The sequence below is a fragment of the Alkaliphilus hydrothermalis genome, assembly GCF_016908555.1.
GTDB lineage: Bacteria > Bacillota > Clostridia > Peptostreptococcales > Natronincolaceae > Alkaliphilus > Alkaliphilus hydrothermalis.
Genome location: NZ_JAFBEE010000011.1, coordinates 40,030 through 57,709, shown reverse-complemented (window position 1 = coordinate 57,709; position 17,680 = coordinate 40,030). Strand labels below are relative to the sequence as shown.

Genomic DNA, 17,680 nt, shown 5'->3' with positions numbered 1-17,680 from the left:
ATATAGATCTCGTCTCTAGCTATGATGTTAGAGACGGGATCTTTGTTTTTTGTAAAATACTAAAGGAGTCAGCTGTATTAGTGAATCTATAGCCCTTTATGAGCAGTGCTAGAAAAAATAGATAGTCGGAAAGGAGTAAGAACAGTGGGTAAAAAAGATAAGCAATTTGTAAGTGAAATTACACCTATGGAAACTGATTTTGCGCAATGGTATACGGACGTGATTCGAAAAACAGATATGGTTGACTACTCACCTGTAAAGGGATTTATGGTAATCAAGCCCTATGGTTATGCCATTTGGGAGAACATCCAAGCTCATTTAGATGGTAGATTTAAAGAAACAGGTCATAAGAACTGCTACTTCCCTCTTTTAATTCCAGAGAGTTTGTTAAAGAAGGAGGCAGAGCACGTAGAGGGTTTTGCGCCAGAGGTGGCATGGGTTACCCACGGGGGATCTGAGGAATTAGCCGAAAGGCTTTGCGTTAGACCAACCTCTGAGACAATTATCTGTGAAATGTATTCTAAATGGTTAAAATCCTATAGAGATTTACCTTTCCTATACAACCAATGGTGTAGTGTTGTTCGTTGGGAAAAGAGTACAAGACCATTTTTAAGAACATCAGAGTTCCTATGGCAAGAGGGGCATACCCTACACGAAACTGCTGAAGAGGCACAAGAAGAGACGCTACAAATGCTTCATGTTTATAGGGAGATGGCTGAGGAAATATTGGCTATCCCAGTTGTCATCGGGCAAAAGTCTGAGAAGGAAAAGTTTGCTGGTGCCCACGCTACTTATACGATGGAAGCTTTAATGCATGACGGAAAGGCCCTACAAGCAGGTACATCCCACAACTTAGCTCAGCACTTTACAACTGCATTTGATATTACCTTTCTTGATCGTGATGGAGAACTAAAGCATCCATATCACACATCATGGGGAGTATCCACAAGATTAATCGGTGGAATCATCATGACCCATGGAGATAACCGTGGTCTTGTATTACCGCCAAGGGTCGCTCCAACACAAATCGCCATTGTACCAATCGCCAGCCATAAGGAGGGTGTAATGGATCAGGTGCATGAACTCTATTCAGAGCTAAGAAATGATTTCAGAGTAGAGCTAGATGATAGGGAGAACTATTCACCAGGCTGGAAATTCAACGAATGGGAAATGAAGGGTGTTCCCCTAAGGATTGAAATAGGGCCAAAGGACATAGAAAAGAATCAAGTAATGTTATTTAGAAGAGATACATTAGAAAAAGAGGCTGTAGCGATGGATAGCTTAAAAGAAACCGTTGCAAGTTTACTGGAGGATATTCAAAACAATTTATTATTAAAAGCTAAACACATGAGGGATGAAAAGACCTACTACGTGAAGAGCCTTGACGAAATGAAGGAAGTAATGGAGACAAAGCCAGGCTTTGTAAAGGCAATGTGGTGTGAAGACCGAGCCTGTGAAGACAAAATCAAGCAAGAAACAGGAGTAACGGTAAGATGTATTCCTTTTGAGCAAGAAAAGCTAGGGGATACTTGTCCTTTCTGTGGTAAGCCTGCAGCTAAGATGGCATTTTTCGCTAAAGCATATTAGGCTGTTGAAAAGCCCCCATCTTAATATTTTAAATTAGTAAGGAGAGATTAACAATGAAAATGTCAAAACTATATATGCCAACCCTAAGACAAGATCCAACGGAAACTGAGTTGCCAAGCCATAGGTTGTTGCTTAGGGCAGGGATGATTCGGAAACTAGTATCGGGAGTATACTCCTATCTTCCTTTAGGATATCGAGTACTAAGGAAGGTTGAAAATATCGTAAGGGAAGAAATGGATTTGGCAGGAGCACAGGAAGTACTGATGTCAGCTCTGCAACCAAAGGAATTATGGGAAGAGACTGGACGATGGGCAGCCTTTGGGCCAGAAATGTTCCGTCTGAATGATCGTCATAATCGAGAGTTTTGCTTAGGACCAACCCATGAAGAAATCTTCACCGATGTTGTTAAGAATGAATTGAAATCCTATAAACAATTGCCATTAAATCTATATCAAATTCAAACCAAGTACAGGGATGAAAGAAGACCCCGTTTTGGATTAATTCGATCAAGGGAATTTTTGATGAAGGATGCCTACAGTTTTGATCGAAATGAAGAAGGTATGAAAGAGTCATACCAAGAAATGTGGAAAGCATATGAAAAGGTATTTGATAGATGCAAGTTAAAATATAGGGTTGTTCAAGGGGATGCAGGAGCAATGGGGGATAGTGATTCCCACGAGTTCATGGCTTTATGTGAAAATGGAGAAAGTGTGATTGCCTACTGTCCTAGTTGTGACTATGCTGCCACCGACGAAAAGGCTGTAAGTAATTATAATCTAAAGAAAAATGATGAAAAGCCATTACAGAAGGAAAAGGTTCACACTCCAGGTGTAAAGAAGGTGGAAGAATTAGTATCCTTCTTCAATATTAGTAGCTCCCGTTTTGTGAAAACCTTATTGTTGGAAGCAAAGGGGGAAGTGATCGCCATCTGTATCCCTGGAGACCGTGAGTTAAACCTCACAAAAGCGCTCAACATACTAGGCGTAAACGAACATGATATCGAAATGGCGAAGGAAGAGTTAGTCATCAAAGTAACTGGTGCAGAAGTAGGATTCGCTGGACCCATTGGTCTAAAGGAAAAAGTACGGGTGTTGGTTGATTCAAGAGTAACACAAATGACTAATTTTATTGTTGGTGCTAACGAAACTGACTTCCACTTAAAGAATGTAAATTATGGTGTAGACTTTACAGGAGAAGTAATAGATGATCTTTTAATGGTGGAAGAGGGGGATCTATGCCCTCAATGTAATGAAAAACTTACTCTAGAAAGAGGTATAGAAGTAGGTAATATATTCCAATTGGCAACTAAATATAGTGAAGGTTTAAATGCTAAGTTCTTGGATGAGAACGGAAAAGATCAGTTCTTTTGGATGGGATCCTATGGAATTGGTGTAAGTCGTACACTAGCGGCTGTAATCGAGCAATATTATGATGAGTCGGGAATTAAGTGGCCGATTTCTTTAGCCCCTTATCACGTTGTGATCACCATAGTTAATCCATCGAAGGAAGAACAATATCGTCTAGGGGAAGAATTATACAATCAACTAGGTAGAGCTGGCGTGGAGGTTCTATTGGATGATCGTAAGGAAAGACCAGGGGTTAAATTTACCGATGCTGACCTTATTGGTATTCCTATTAGGGTTGTTGTTGGAAAGAATGCAGCCGAAGGAAGAGTAGAGTTTAAACTTCGAGATCAGGATCAAGCAGAGGATATTAGTGCTAATGAAGTACTGGACATAATCAAAAGATTGTTGATGGAGTAATATTAAAGAAGGAGCAGCAGTGTTGTTGCTTCTTTTTTATGGACTAAAACATGTATAACAATTTTTCCCTGTGGCAAAATACAAGAAAATAGGATGGAGGTAGACTTATGAAGTTTAGACTAAAAAGGAGCCTAATCATATTATCAATCATGCTGACACTGATGGCTGGTAGTCTAGTCTATGGACAAGGGGAAAGAGTCGTCACACTAGGAAATGATTTAGACCAGAATCAACGGTCACAGATGCTAAAAATTTTTGGCGTAGAAGAAAAGGACGTTAAGATCTTGGTGGTTACCAATGAAGAAGAACGGAATTACCTAAAGGGAATAGCAGCAGAAAATCAAATCGGTAGTCGATCCATTTCTTCAGCCTATGTGGAGGATTTGGAAAAAGGTGAAGGGATCAAAGTGGAGACCTATAATATCAATTGGGTGACGGCTGAAATGTATCAAAACGCTTTGGTGACAGCAGGCGTAACCAATGCAAGGGTTATTGCAGCGGCCCCCTTTAATGTTTCGGGAACAGCGGCTCTGACAGGAATCTTAAAGGCATTTGAAGAGGTGCGGGGCGCCAATATTAGTGAAGAACAGAAGAAAATTGCCAATGAAGAAATGGTGAAAACAGGAGAGCTAGGGGAGGAAATAGGACGGGAAAAGGCCCCGTTGTTGATTAAACAGATTAAGGAAGAAATCATTGATAGAGGTATCAAAGACCCAGAAGAAATTAAAAAAATTGTCATCGAAATAGCTGGTAGGTTAGATATTAATTTGAATGTGGAGCAAATAGAGGAAATTACTAGGCTAATGCAGGAAATTACAAAGCTAAATTTGAATACGGAGGTTATTAGACAACAGTTAAAGGGCATAGGTGAAAGGATCGGAGAAATTTCTCAGCAGAATGAAGAGGTTAAAGGCATCTTGGAGCGTATTCTAGATGCTATACGACAGTTTTTTGAATCTTTACTAGGTATGCTAACTAATAAATAGTTAGCCTGTTGTAAACCCATTATCTTTTGCGGCACTGCTACAATCCCGTACCTTCACGTATTACCTATAGGCTACGTTAGCAGGTTTAACCTGTTCCTCGAATATAACAGGTTTTGAACAATCTAAATAACCTGCTTGAAGGATGTAGGGGAATAGGTTATAATAGATAATACAATATTATGGTAAAGTATAGGAGGTTCATTATGTCAGTAAGGGTAAGGTTTGCCCCAAGTCCAACGGGTTTTGTACATATAGGAAGTTTAAGAACAGCATTATATAATTATTTATACGCAAGAAAGAATGACGGAAAGTATATTTTAAGAATAGAAGATACTGATCAGAATCGTTTTGTAGAAGGTGCCATCGAAGGAATGCTTCAGGCGATGGAGTGGGCTGGCGTTAATCATGACGAAGGGGTGGTTATTAAGGATGGAGCACCAGTAGAAATTGGTGAATATGGTCCTTATGTTCAATCCCATAGACTAGAAATCTATCAAGAAAAGATTAAAACATTATTAGAGAGCGGACATGCCTATTACTGTTTTTGTTCAAAGGAAAGAATAGATGAGATTAGAGAAGCTCAAAAAGCTGCAGGAGAAATGCCAAAGTATGATGGACATTGTAAAGGTCTTTCTGCAGAAGAAGTGGAGGCTAAAAAAGCTGCAGGAGAGGCTTATGTAATTAGATTAAAGCTACCTGCCAATACAGATATAGAATTCAATGACATTGTTAGGGGAAAAGTAGTTGTAAATACAAACGATATGGATGATCAAGTGTTAATCAAATCAGATGGTTTCCCTACATATCATTTTGCAGTTGTAGTTGATGACAACTCAATGGGAATTACCCACGTTATTAGAGGAGAAGAGTGGTTAATTTCAACGCCAAAGCATGTATATTTATATCAAGCCTTTGGTTGGAATGCCCCTCAATATGTACACCTGCCAAACATCTTAAATGCAGACAAGAAGAAGCTCAGTAAACGTCAAGGGGACGTTGCGGTGGAAGACTTTATGAAAAAAGGTTATTTGCCAGAAGCGCTAGTGAATTACATTGCATTGGTAGGATGGAGTCCAGAGGATAATCAAGAAATTTTCTCCATGAAGGAACTGGAAGAGAAATTTTCTCTAGAAAGAGTTTCTAAAAGTGGTGGCGTATTTGATGTAAATAAATTAAACTGGGTAAATGCCCATTATATTAAAGAAAGCTCCGATGATAAAATTACTGATTTAGCAATTCCACATTTAATTGCAGCTGGATATATTACGGAGGCTGAGGCCCAGGAAAAATACCAATGGTTAAAGGAAATGGTATCTGTATTAAAGGAAAAGCTATCTTATATTGCAGAAATCGTAGACCATGTGGGAATCTTCTTTAAGACAGAGATTAAAGCGGAGGATGAAGAAGCTGCTGAAATTTTAAAGTTTGAACATATGGCGGTTTTATTAGATGCTTTTGTAGTTAAGGTAAGTGCCGTGGAAGAGATTGACGATGACTTTGGCAAAAAGGCTTTAAAGGAGATTCAAAAGGAAACAGGCTTCAAGGGACCTCAATTATTTAAGCCTATTCGTGTGGCGATTACCGGGAACTCCCATGGACCAGATATTAATAAAATAATTAAAGTGCTGGGTAAACAAAATCTATTATCCCGCATAGAATATGTAAAGACTAACTTGATTTAATAGATGAGAGGCTAAGAACAGGAGAAGTACATTTATACTTATTTCCAGAGAGGAATCATCAGAGGCTGAGAGTGATTCTAGAAAAAAGGTAAATGGAAATGCACCTGGGAGCCATTGCTTGAACTAAAAGTAGAGCAATTCGGATAGTCCCGTTATCGACTACAAGAGGAATGAGAGATCATTCAATTAGAGTGGAACCGCGGATCGACCCCGTCTCTAGTATATTTACTAGAGGTGGGGTTTTTTATTTAAAAAATCTTAGGAGGTTTAGGATGAAATGCAATTCTTTAAACTGATTAAAGAAGACATTCAGGCGATATTTGAAAGAGATCCAGCTGCTAAAACCACCCTTGAGGTCCTATTGTGTTACCCAGGCCTACACGCCATTATGTTCCATCGAATTTCCCATGGATTATATAGACTGGGGTGGGTGGTGTTGGCGAGAATTGTTTCGAATATAGCTAGATGGTTGACGGGAATCGAAATCCACCCTGGAGCTGTCATTGGTCGAAAATTATTTATAGACCACGGTACGGGGGTAGTAATAGGAGAGACAACAGTTATTGGAGATTGTGTAACCATATACCAAGGGGCAACCTTAGGTGGTACAGGTAAAGAAAAGGGAAAACGACACCCTACTATCGGCAATAATGTAGTAATATCCTCTGGGGCAAAGGTACTGGGGCCCTTTAGGGTAGGAGATAACTCCAGAATAGGGGCAGGTTCGGTGGTTCTTAAGGAAGTACCCGACAACTGCACAGTAGTGGGGGTACCGGGAAGAATTGTCGTAAAAGATAATAAAAAGGTTCAAACGGCTAATGAGGGGATTGATTTGGATCACTCTAAGTTGCCTGACCCAGTATTTGACGAAATGCATAATCTAAGAAAAAAATTATTTGGGCTTGAAAAACGCTTGAGTGAAATAGAAAGGAGAAATGGTGATGAAGCTATATAATACCTTAACAAGAAAGAAGGAAGAATTTATTCCTATAGAGGAAGGCAAAATAAAGATGTATGCCTGCGGTCCAACGGTATATAACTATTTCCACATAGGAAATGCAAGAACTTTCATGACCTTTGATGCCATGAGAAGATATTTTCAATATCGAGGTTATGAGGTAAGTTTTGTACAGAACTTTACAGATGTGGATGATAAGATTATCCAAAAGGCAAATGCTGAGGGGGTATCGGCCCAGGAAATCAGCGAAAGATATATTGAAGCATATTTTAAGGATGCAGAAAGCTTGGGAATTCTAAAGGCTGACATCCACCCTAAGGTGACAGAAAATATGCAGGAGATCATAGATATCATCAAAGAGTTAGAAGATAAAGGATTTGCCTATGCAGTAGACGGAGACGTATACTTTAATGTAGCGGCCTTCAAAGAATATGGAAAATTATCAAAGCAAAGTCTTGACGATTTACAATCTGGGGCGAGGATTGAAGTTAATGAAGCAAAGAAAAACCCACTGGATTTCGCCCTCTGGAAATCTGCTAAGTCTGGGGAACCTAGCTGGAGGAGTCCTTGGGGAGATGGAAGACCAGGATGGCATATTGAGTGCTCTGCTATGGTAAAAAAATACCTTGGAGAAACGATTGATATCCATGGTGGAGGGGGAGATTTAGTATTCCCTCATCACGAAAATGAAATTGCCCAAAGTGAGGCTGCTTGCGGTAAAGCCTTCGCCAACTATTGGGTACATGTTGGATACTTAAATGTTGACAATAAAAAAATGTCAAAGTCATTAAATAACTTCTTTACTCCAAGGGAAATAGCTCAAGAATATGATCTTGAAGTAATCCGATTCTTTATGTTCTCCGCCCACTACCGAAATCCAGTAAACTTTAGTAAGGATTTAGTAGAAGCGGCTAAAAATGGTCTGGATAGATTATATAATGCAAAGAATAACATTACACATTTATTGGAGAATGCAAAAGATGATAAGATGGATGGAGAAGGCTGGGTGGATGAGTTATCTACCTATAGGGAAAAATTTATTGAAGCTATGGATGATGACTTCAATACAGCCGACGGTATATCAGTCATATTTGAAATGGTAAGATACATCAACTCAAATATTGCAGCAGATACTAGTAAAGAAGCTCTTCAAAAAGCCTATGACCTACTTGTGGAGCTCAGTGGGGTGTTAGGGCTGCTGGGTAAAAAAGAAGAATCTTCATTAGAAGAAGAGATTGAAGCTTTGATCGAGAAACGTCAACAGGCAAGAAAAGACCGTGACTTTAAGTTGGCGGACGAGATTAGAGATGATCTTAAGGCGAGGGGTATTATTTTAGAAGATACTCCTCAAGGGGTTAAGTGGAAGAAGTCGTAGTGGAACTCTAAAGCTATTGGCTTATTAACAGGCAAGGGCTAATAGGCTGTGTTTATTCCAATGACACTTGAATGACCTGAATACAGGAGGCCCAAAGGTGGTCTCCTTCACCTGTTAAAAGGAGGATATACATTGTATTGGCTGTGTTTCTTACTCATAGGACCAAATGAGTGTTTCAGTAAACTAAGGGACTGAATAGGGATAGTCGATTGATATGGGTGTTAAAATGAAATATAATAGTGGTAAACTATAAAAAGGCAGGTATGATATGGAATCACTTTTAGATAAGATCAATACACCAACAGAAATTAAAACAGAACAAGAAGCTAGGATGATGGCACCCTTGGTGTTGGCATATGTAGGGGATGCTGTTTTTGAAGTGTTTGTAAGAAATCATTTAGTGCTGGAGAAAAATGTGTCGGTAAATGCCCTTCATAAGAGTGCAACTAAATACGTTAAAGCAAAGGCCCAAGCAAAAATTGTCCATACTCTAGAGCCTGAATTGACGGAGGTTGAATGGACCGTAGTGAAGCGGGGGAGAAATCAGAAATCTGCTACTGTACCTAAAAATGCCGACTTGACAGACTATCGTTATGCCACGGGTTTTGAAGCACTTTTGGGGTACTTATTTTATACTGGAAGCACTGAGAGACTAATGGAGATCATGGCTAAAGGCATTGCAATCATCAATGGGGAGATTCCAGCAAATTTGATAAGTAACAAGGAGGATGGTGGTAATCATGAATCATAAGACTAAAGCTATGATTTGGTTATCTATTGTATTGTTAATCCTCTTAGTATCCAAATCCCTCTGGCTTGATCCAGTGAAGGGGCTGGAGGGGGAGTTATTAAAATACAAAGACTATGCCCAGTCAACAGCACCTCTAAAAACAGGAGCCCTTATTTGGGATTCGACAATCTTTACCTATGAGGTGGTATCGGTAAAACAAACCACTGAAGAAGGTAGTACGAAGATTAAATACCAGGACCAAAAGGGTGAGTGGCATGAGGAGGAGTTGCAGGGGGAATATACTGCAAAGGTACGTAGTTATATATTTAGAATATTTCCAGTAAGGGACATAAGAATAAAAGGGGGAGTAAATGATGGAAAGTAACTGTAAAGTATCTTTGATTACATATACACCAGAACCTGAAAAAATCATGGCTGCAGCAGCAAAATTGTGCTATTCCAGCAGTAATATTCAAGGTTTGATGGATAACCTGCAGGAGGAGAATGTGATTAACTTCATTGATATGTTGGCTAGATTAGGCCATGAATCTCCCTTTGAACATATCAATTTTACCTTTGGAATCGAAGGAGTATCCCGTAGCTTGACCCACCAATTAGTTAGACACCGAATCGGGTCTAGTTACTCCCAAAAAAGTCAAAGATATGTAAGGGAAGGTCAATTTCAATATGTTATTCCCCCGGAAATAAAGAAATTACCTAAAGCACACCAGTTGTATATCGATACAATGGAGCAACTGCAAAAGGCCTATGATGATTTGGCAAATATTCTATTTGAAGAACATTATAAAAGTCTAATTGAGAATGGTACTTCGGAAAAAAAAGCAAAGTCATTGGCTGAAAAGCAAGCAATAGAAGATGCAAGGTTTGTACTTCCCAATGCTTGTGAGACAAAAATCGTCGTGACGATGAATGCTAGGGCATTATTTAACTTCTTCCACCATCGATGTTGCAATCGTGCCCAATGGGAGATTAGATTTGTAGCAACTGAGATGTTGAGATTGGTTCAAGCGGTGGCTCCTACAGTCTTCAAATATAGTGGACCTAATTGCATAAAGGGTCAATGTCCAGAGGGAGCCATGACATGTGGCAAAATACAAGAAGTTAGGGAGAATTTCCAAAAACTCGGTAGCGAATAGTAAGTTTTAATCTTTAGGGAAAAATAAGGAGAAAGAAAGGAAGTGGCCCTATGTCCAGCGACAAGTTAGAGGGGAGAAATCCCGTTATAGAAGCATTAAAATCAGGTAGGGAGATTGATAAAATCTTAGTTGCTAAAGGAGCAGCAGAAGGCTCCATTAAAAAAGTGATTGCCCTAGCTAAGGATAAGAAAATTCCAGTACAACAGGTGGATAGACAAAAGCTTAATGAAATATCTGAATCCGACAACCATCAAGGGGTAATTGCAATGGTGGCTGCCCATGAATACAGTACTGTTGAAGACATAATGGAGAAGGCGAAGAAGAAGGGGAAGGACCCATTTATTCTAATTTTAGATGAAATTATGGACCCCCACAATTTAGGAAGCATCATGAGGACTGCCGATGCTGTAGGAGTAGATGGTATTATTATTCCCAAAAGACGGGCGGTAGGATTAACAGCTGTTGTGGCTAAAACGTCAGCTGGTGCAATAGAGTATGTGCCTGTGGCAAAGGTTTCCAATATACCCCAAACCATAGATAAATTAAAGAAGATGGGTGTATGGATAACGGGGGCAGATATGGATGGAGAAAAAGAACACTACGCTATGAATCTTACAGGAGCTATTGCTTTAGTAATTGGTAGTGAAGGAGCTGGCATTTCAAGATTAATAAAAGAAAAGTGTGATTTCTTAGTGAAACTACCTATGGTTGGTAAAATAACTTCCCTTAATGCCTCGGTGGCTGCTGCTATCCTTATGTACGAAGTTTTTCGTCAGAGATCCCAAGGTTGATTAGTGAATAAGGTGAGGACAGGAAATTGAAGGAATATCTGTTGATAGATGGGTATAATGTCATCAATGCTTGGCCGTATTTAAGAGAAATTTGTCACCAAGATTTAGACGAGGCTAGAAATGCTTTGATTGAGATAATGATGGAATACCAATCTTTAAAGGCAGTCAAAATTATTGTTGTTTTTGACGCTCATCTTGTTAGGAGGAGCAGGGGTAAAAGTGAGAAAATTAAAGGTGTTGAAGTGGTTTTTACCAAAGAAAGAGAGACAGCAGATGGGTATATTGAGCGGAAAGTAATCGGATTAATTGAAAAAAGAAATCGTGTTGTGGTAGCTACAAATGACTGGTTAGAGCAACAAATGGTATTGGGAGGCGGTGCTACTAGAATCTCTGTAAGGGAGCTCATCGCTGATTATGAACACATGAAGGCTCGGGTGGGAAAAAAGACTAGAGAAAATACTTTAAAAAAAGAGGAAATATCCAACCGTCTAGACTCCAGTGTTTTAGAAAAACTTGAAAAATTCAGACGAAAACTGTAAAATGCCATGTTGACTTTACATAATTCTTTGGGTTATAATATATTCATGGTTTTTGGGCATTTTATAAAGGGTGGAGGCGATGTGTGTGGGTGCAGGGATAGCCAAAAGAGAGATTATAGAAAGTTCTACTGAAGTACCAGATGAGATTATAGTTGAAGAGGCTAAAAATGGTGATCCTATTGCTTTAGAGATCATTATAAAAAAATATCGCAACTTTGTAAGGGCTAAGGCTCGATCCTATTTTTTGATTGGAGCTGATCGAGAGGATATTGTACAAGAGGGTATGATTGGATTATATAAAGCAATCCGTGACTTTAGATCGGACAAGCTATCATCTTTTAAAGCCTTTGCAGAACTATGTATTACCAGACAAATTATCACAGCAATTAAAACAGCCACAAGGCAAAAGCATATACCATTGAATTCCTATGTGTCTCTGAACAAACCTATCTATGATGAAGAATCAGATAGAACTTTGTTGGACGTAATTTCAGGGCATAAGATTACTGATCCAGAAGAACTCATTATTTGCAGGGAAGAACTGGGGCAGATTGAAGGAAAAATTGGGGAAATACTTAGTGATCTGGAATGGAAAGTTCTGATGCTGTACCTACAGGGGAGATCATATCAGGAAATAGCGGGTGATTTAAACAGACACGTGAAATCAATCGATAATGCCTTACAACGGGTAAAGAGAAAACTTGAACGATATCTAGAAGTTAGAAATGGATAGATGGAAATAAATTATACATGAATAAAAATTAGATATGTATTGACACTATCTAGGATACATAGTAAAATATCTACGATAGAGTGAAAAGTATAGTTTTTTTAAATGTATAAGGCCTTTGAAGGAAGGCCTTATAAATGTTTTTCTAAATAGACTGGGAAGTGGAAACACACGGTATCGTGTTCTTGATCCTGGTTTTAAAAAAAGAAATATCTAGTATTTTAAACTGTTTACTTACTTGAAGGAGGAGAAAAAAATGGCAAAAGCTAAATTTGAAAGAAATAAGCCCCACGTAAACGTTGGAACAATTGGACACGTAGACCACGGTAAAACAACTTTAACTGCTGCAATCACAATCACATTAAACAAGAGATTTGGAACTGGTAATGCGGTAGCATTCGACCAAATCGATAAAGCTCCAGAAGAAAAAGAAAGAGGTATCACAATCTCTACAGCTCACGTTGAGTATGAAACAAACAACAGACACTACGCTCACGTAGACTGCCCAGGCCATGCTGACTATGTAAAGAACATGATCACAGGAGCTGCACAAATGGACGGAGCTATCTTAGTATGTTCAGCGGCAGATGGTCCAATGCCTCAAACAAGAGAGCATATCCTTTTATCTAGACAGGTAGGGGTACCATATATCGTAGTATTCTTAAATAAGTGCGATATGGTAGATGACGAAGAATTATTAGAGTTAGTAGAAATGGAAGTAAGAGACTTATTAAACATGTATGAATTCCCAGGAGATGATACGCCAATCGTAAGAGGATCAGCATTACAAGCATTAAATGATCCAGATGGACCATGGGGAGATAAGATTGTTGAATTATTCGAGATCATCGACGAGTACATCCCAGAGCCAGAAAGAGACGTAAATAAGCCATTCCTAATGCCAGTAGAGGACGTATTCTCTATCACAGGTAGAGGAACAGTTGCTACAGGAAGAGTAGAAAGAGGAATCGTAAAGGTTCAAGACGAAGTAGAATTAGTAGGATTAGCAGAAGCCAAGAGAAAGCTAGTAGTAACAGGCGTAGAAATGTTCAGAAAGCTTCTTGATCAAGCTCAAGCGGGAGATAACGTTGGAATCCTATTAAGAGGTATTCAAAGACAAGAAATCGAAAGAGGTCAAGTATTAGCTAAGCCAGGTTCAATTAATCCTCATACAAAGTTTAAGGCAGAGGTTTACGTACTAAAGAAAGAAGAAGGTGGAAGACATACTCCATTCTTCGATGGATATAGACCACAGTTCTACTTCAGAACAACTGACGTAACTGGAAGCATCAAGTTACCAGATGGAGTAGAAATGGTAATGCCAGGAGATAATATCACAATGGAAATCGAACTAATCAGCCCAATCGCAACAGAAGAAGGATTAAGATTTGCGATTCGTGAAGGCGGTAGAACAGTAGGAGCTGGAGTAGTAGCTTCTATTATGGAGTAGTATCTAGTTTAACTTGTATATGAGGGGGCTAGGGATAACCTAGTCCCTCAAAATAATTGCTACAGCAAATAATTGGTTTAAATAAGTGGTATACTAGCTCTAATTGCTAATGAATAGCAGTCAGATTAGTCAAGCAAGGATAATTGTATTTTTTTATTGACATAAAAATCAAAGTATGATAGATTTTATTAGGTGACTATCGATATAATGGAAGCTACCTGTGTGCTATAATAAATACAAACCGTCTAAGGCTTTATAGGAGGTGTAACCGTGCGAGTTAAAATTACATTAGCATGTACAGAATGCAAACAAAGAAATTACAATACAACTAAAAACAAAAAAAATAATCCAGACCGTATTGAGATGAAGAAGTACTGCAAATTTTGCAAATCTCATACATCCCACAAGGAGACGAAGTAGTTAGTATTAAAAATGTATAAAGGATGTGAATTAGAAATGAGCACCCATGCAAATACTAACAATGAAAAAAGAGGAAACGCAAGCAAGTATTTAAAGGGAGTTAAATCTGAGCTTAAGAAGGTTAACTGGCCTAGTCGTAAAGACCTAAAGAACCATACTGCATTAGTTGTTGGCGCTGTTGCGGTTGCCACTGCTATGTTATGGGTATTTGATACTGCTTTTGGTTTCGGCTTAAGTTTCATACTAAAGTAACAAACTAAGTTCAAAGGAGGGAGAGTAATCTATCAATAGATAGGTGCTCCTAAATTATGACCCAAGATGCGAAATGGTATGTCGTTCATACCTATTCTGGCCATGAGAACAAGGTAAAGGTCAACATTGAAAAAATGGTTGAGAACAGAGGTATGGAGGATGTAATAGTAGAAGTTAAAGTACCTACAGAAGAAAAAGTAGAGATTAAAAATGGCAAGAAGAAGGTTAAAGAAGTCAAACTATTTCCAGGTTATGTATTAGTAAAAATGCATATGACGGATGAATCTTGGTATTTAGTTAGAAATACTAGGGGAGTTACAGGTTTCGTAGGTCCTAGCTCAAAACCTATTCCATTAACAGATAGTGAAGTGAGGAATATGGGGGTTGAGGAAGTTCGACATGAAATAGATTTAAAACTGGGGGATACTGTTCGGGTTATTTCTGGACCGTTCGAAAGTTTCTTAGGAACAATTGAGAATATTAATGTGGAGAAACAAACGATTAAGGTTATGATTTCCATGTTTGGAAGAGAAACCCCTGTAGAGTTGGAATTCCACCAGGTAGAATCATTATAGTTTTTCAATCTAGCTTTTTTTAAGGCGAAAGATTAAATTATATAGATTATAAATAACATTATAAACTAGCCTTAACAAAGCCAAATTTTTAAGGAGGTGTAGATACATGGCAAAAAAAGTAACAGGACAAATAAAATTACAAATTCCTGCAGGTAAAGCTACTCCAGCACCACCAGTTGGACCAGCTCTTGGACAACACGGTGTTAATATAATGGGTTTCTGTAAAGAATTCAATGCAAAAACTGCAGACCAAGCTGGATTAATTATCCCGGTAGTTATTTCAGTTTATCAAGACAGATCATTTACTTTCATCACTAAAACTCCACCAGCTGCTGTATTAATCAAGAAGGCTGTAGGAATCGAAAGTGGATCTGGCGAACCTAACAAGAAAAAGGTTGCTAAAATTTCTCAAGCTAAGATTAGAGAAATAGCTGAATTAAAAATGCCTGACTTAAATGCTGCTTCAGTTGAAACTGCTATGAGCATGATCGCTGGAACTGCTAGAAGTATGGGTATTGTTGTAGAAGAATAATATTCTATTCAATTATAATGGAACACGTGGGAGGTTTCTCACATTAAAACCGTTAATACCACAAGGAGGTTAATAAAATGGCAAAGCAAGGTAAGAAATATTTAGAAGCCAGCAAATTAGTTGATAGAACTAAGATGCATGATGTTAATGAAGCTATAGAACTTGTTAAAAAGACTGCTACTGCTAAATTCGATGAAACTGTAGAGGCTCACATCAAGTTAGGTGTAGACTCAAGACATGCTGACCAACAGGTTAGAGGAGCAATTGTACTTCCACACGGAACTGGTAAAACTGCTAGAGTTCTTGTTTTTGCAAAAGGAGACAAGGCTACAGAAGCAGAAAAAGCTGGTGCTGACTTTGTCGGTGCAGAAGATATGGTTGACAAGATTCAAAAAGAAAACTGGTTTGATTTCGATGTAATTGTTGCGACTCCAGACATGATGGGGCTTGTAGGAAGACTAGGTAGAGTGTTAGGACCAAAAGGTTTAATGCCAAACCCTAAGTCAGGTACTGTTACTTTCGAAGTTGGTAAAGCTGTAAATGAAATCAAAGCAGGTAAAGTTGAGTACAGATTAGATAAGACAAATATTATTCACGTACCGATTGGTAAGGCTTCTTTCGAAGAAGTTAAGTTGGCTGAAAACTTTAGAACATTAATGGAAGCTATTGTTAAAGCTAAGCCAGCTGCTGCTAAAGGTCAATACCTAAAGAGTATTACACTTACTAATACAATGGGACCTGGAATTAAGGTTAGTCCAACAAAGGTTACTGAATAAGATTGTCATAAAACATAAATTACCATTGACAATGCTTTATAAAATTGATAAAATGACTAAGGTAAAAGTGAATATTTTGCCATAGACCGTAGGTGCCAAAGCTTAAATATCCTACCGAGGCTTCTGATATATAAAAAAACGAAGGCCTCTCTATGTCTAAAAAGCATAATATGAGGCCTTATTTTATTGATCGGCAAAATATACAACAAACTAAGTCGAAGGAGGTGGACGGTCCTTATGTCAAAAGCTATTGATATGAAAAAGGAAGTAGTTGCAGAGATTACTGAGAAATTTCAAAAGTCTACTGCTGCTATTCTAGTAGATTATCGAGGACTAAAAGTAGAAGAACTAACTGAACTAAGAAAGCAATTTAGAGAAGCTGGTGTTGAGTATAAAGTATACAAGAATACACTTATGAGAATGGCTGCTAAAAATGCAGGTATGGAAGAATTAGTTGAAAGCCTAGTTGGACCAAACGCAGTTGCTTTCAGTTATGATGATCCTATTGCTCCAGCAAGAATTGCTGATAACTTTGCAAAAGATCATAAGAAATTAGAATTAAAAGTTGGAGTTGTAGAGGGTGCATTCTACAATGAAGATCAAATTAAAGAACTAGCAAGTATTCCTGCAAGAGAAGTTCTTATCGCAAAATTACTTGGCAGCTTAAAGGCTCCAGTATCAAACTTTGCTTACTTAGTAAAGGCTATTGCTGAAAAGAAAGAAGCAGAAGGTGCTTAATTAAAGGAAATAAAAAATTAATTTAAATTTTAAAATTATATGATAATTTCGGAGGTGCTTTATAATGACAATTGAACAAATTTTAGAAGCTATTGAAAATATGAAGGTATTAGAATTAAACGAGTTAGTTAAAGCTGCAGAAGAAAAGTTTGGAGTATCTGCATCTGCACCAGTTATGATGGCTGGAGCTGCTGCTGGAGCTGCTGTTGAAGAGCAAACTGAGTTTGACGTAATCTTAGACAACCCAGGTTCTTCAAAGATTGGTGTTATCAAGGTTGTTAGAGAACTTACTGGTTTAGGCTTAAAAGAAGCTAAAGAAGTAGTAGACAACGCTCCTAAGGCGCTTAAAGAAGGTATTGCTAAGGAAGAAGCTGAAGCAATCAAAGCTAAGTTAGAAGAAGCTGGAGCAACTGTAACAGTTAAGTAAGAAAATAGCATAAATAAAAAAGGGACTCCAGTTAATCTGGAGTACCTTTTTATGTATTTTTTGAAAAAGGAACGCAAAAATCCCCTAGTTTCCTAGGGGCTGATGAAAATTATTTATTTGACAACTTTATTATACTATAATTCTAATAATAATACCAGTAGCACTTTGAGAATTTTATCGAAATTTCAACAAAGCACCACAAACCAAAATAC

The 17,680-nt window shown here is 38.2% G+C and carries 20 protein-coding genes and 3 other annotated features (1 of these 23 cut by a window edge); all 20 genes read left to right on the top strand.

All coding sequences use genetic code 11. The features are described 5' to 3' along the window. Nucleotides 1-20 (top strand) — a binding site (T-box leader); it begins 190 nt to the left of the window's first position. A 124-nt stretch (nt 21-144) separates the two neighbouring features. The 20 genes from proS (at nt 145) to rplL (ending at nt 17,468) form a co-directional block, all read left to right on the top strand. Continuing rightward, nucleotides 145-1,587: a proline--tRNA ligase gene (proS, locus tag JOC73_RS09290; RefSeq protein ID WP_204402404.1), complete on the top strand. Its 1,443-nt coding sequence runs from the start codon at nt 145-147 to the stop codon at nt 1,585-1,587. 53 nt (nt 1,588-1,640) lie between these two features. After that, complete coding sequence (locus JOC73_RS09285) at nt 1,641-3,350, top strand: proline--tRNA ligase (protein ID WP_204402402.1); 1,710 nt, start codon at nt 1,641-1,643, stop codon at nt 3,348-3,350. 107 nt (nt 3,351-3,457) lie between these two features. Further along, nucleotides 3,458-4,336: a DUF1002 domain-containing protein gene (locus JOC73_RS09280; protein WP_204402399.1), complete on the top strand. Its 879-nt coding sequence runs from the start codon at nt 3,458-3,460 to the stop codon at nt 4,334-4,336. Nucleotides 4,337-4,539: 203 nt separating this feature from the next. After that, nucleotides 4,540-6,018, top strand: a complete 1,479-nt coding sequence (gene gltX, locus JOC73_RS09275) for a glutamate--tRNA ligase (RefSeq protein WP_204402397.1) — start codon at nt 4,540-4,542, stop codon at nt 6,016-6,018. A 4-nt stretch (nt 6,019-6,022) separates the two neighbouring features. After that, nucleotides 6,023-6,239 (top strand) — a binding site (T-box leader). 56 nt (nt 6,240-6,295) lie between these two features. Further along, nucleotides 6,296-6,973 (top strand): serine O-acetyltransferase, encoded by a 678-nt coding sequence (gene cysE / locus JOC73_RS09270; protein ID WP_204402395.1) that lies wholly within the window; start codon nt 6,296-6,298, stop codon nt 6,971-6,973. Continuing rightward, complete coding sequence (gene cysS, locus JOC73_RS09265; protein ID WP_204402392.1) at nt 6,960-8,351, top strand: cysteine--tRNA ligase; 1,392 nt, start codon at nt 6,960-6,962, stop codon at nt 8,349-8,351. The genes cysE and cysS overlap by 14 nt, the downstream gene beginning before the upstream one ends. Before the next feature lie 268 nt (nt 8,352-8,619). Then, a complete protein-coding gene (locus tag JOC73_RS09260; protein WP_204402390.1) occupies nt 8,620-9,102 on the top strand; it encodes a Mini-ribonuclease 3 in 483 nt (160 codons plus the stop codon). After that, a complete protein-coding gene (locus JOC73_RS09255) occupies nt 9,092-9,466 on the top strand; it encodes a hypothetical protein (protein ID WP_204402388.1) in 375 nt (124 codons plus the stop codon). The genes JOC73_RS09260 and JOC73_RS09255 overlap by 11 nt, the downstream gene beginning before the upstream one ends. Beyond that, nucleotides 9,456-10,238: an FAD-dependent thymidylate synthase gene (gene thyX, locus JOC73_RS09250; RefSeq protein WP_204402385.1), complete on the top strand. Its 783-nt coding sequence runs from the start codon at nt 9,456-9,458 to the stop codon at nt 10,236-10,238. The genes JOC73_RS09255 and thyX overlap by 11 nt, the downstream gene beginning before the upstream one ends. A gap of 50 nt (nt 10,239-10,288) precedes the next feature. Then, entirely contained in the window at nt 10,289-11,029 is a 741-nt protein-coding gene (rlmB, locus tag JOC73_RS09245) for a 23S rRNA (guanosine(2251)-2'-O)-methyltransferase RlmB (protein WP_204402383.1), read from the top strand. 26 nt (nt 11,030-11,055) lie between these two features. After that, nucleotides 11,056-11,568 carry an NYN domain-containing protein gene (locus tag JOC73_RS09240; protein ID WP_204402381.1) on the top strand — a complete coding sequence of 171 codons (513 nt, stop codon included), beginning with the start codon at nt 11,056-11,058 and terminating at the stop codon, nt 11,566-11,568. A gap of 97 nt (nt 11,569-11,665) precedes the next feature. Beyond that, on the top strand, nt 11,666-12,301 hold the full coding sequence (sigH, locus tag JOC73_RS09235) for an RNA polymerase sporulation sigma factor SigH (RefSeq protein WP_408626924.1): 636 nt from the start codon (nt 11,666-11,668) through the stop codon (nt 12,299-12,301). 253 nt (nt 12,302-12,554) lie between these two features. After that, nucleotides 12,555-13,748: an elongation factor Tu gene (gene tuf, locus JOC73_RS09230; RefSeq protein ID WP_204402376.1), complete on the top strand. Its 1,194-nt coding sequence runs from the start codon at nt 12,555-12,557 to the stop codon at nt 13,746-13,748. A gap of 270 nt (nt 13,749-14,018) precedes the next feature. Continuing rightward, nucleotides 14,019-14,168 (top strand): 50S ribosomal protein L33, encoded by a 150-nt coding sequence (rpmG, locus tag JOC73_RS09225; protein WP_026478255.1) that lies wholly within the window; start codon nt 14,019-14,021, stop codon nt 14,166-14,168. A 12-nt stretch (nt 14,169-14,180) separates the two neighbouring features. Continuing rightward, nucleotides 14,181-14,420 (top strand): preprotein translocase subunit SecE, encoded by a 240-nt coding sequence (secE, locus tag JOC73_RS09220; protein WP_243427916.1) that lies wholly within the window; start codon nt 14,181-14,183, stop codon nt 14,418-14,420. 56 nt (nt 14,421-14,476) lie between these two features. Continuing rightward, a complete protein-coding gene (gene nusG / locus JOC73_RS09215) occupies nt 14,477-14,995 on the top strand; it encodes a transcription termination/antitermination protein NusG (protein ID WP_204402374.1) in 519 nt (172 codons plus the stop codon). A 106-nt stretch (nt 14,996-15,101) separates the two neighbouring features. Continuing rightward, nucleotides 15,102-15,527, top strand: coding sequence for a 50S ribosomal protein L11 (gene rplK, locus JOC73_RS09210; protein WP_204402372.1), 426 nt, complete (start codon nt 15,102-15,104; stop codon nt 15,525-15,527). A 77-nt stretch (nt 15,528-15,604) separates the two neighbouring features. Continuing rightward, nucleotides 15,605-16,303, top strand: coding sequence for a 50S ribosomal protein L1 (gene rplA, locus JOC73_RS09205; RefSeq protein ID WP_204402370.1), 699 nt, complete (start codon nt 15,605-15,607; stop codon nt 16,301-16,303). A 61-nt stretch (nt 16,304-16,364) separates the two neighbouring features. Then, nucleotides 16,365-16,496: a sequence feature (ribosomal protein L10 leader region), on the top strand. Nucleotides 16,497-16,540: 44 nt separating this feature from the next. Then, a complete protein-coding gene (rplJ, locus tag JOC73_RS09200) occupies nt 16,541-17,041 on the top strand; it encodes a 50S ribosomal protein L10 (protein WP_204402367.1) in 501 nt (166 codons plus the stop codon). A gap of 64 nt (nt 17,042-17,105) precedes the next feature. Continuing rightward, nucleotides 17,106-17,468 carry a 50S ribosomal protein L7/L12 gene (gene rplL / locus JOC73_RS09195; RefSeq protein ID WP_204402365.1) on the top strand — a complete coding sequence of 121 codons (363 nt, stop codon included), beginning with the start codon at nt 17,106-17,108 and terminating at the stop codon, nt 17,466-17,468. Nucleotides 17,469-17,680: the final 212 nt, after the last annotated feature.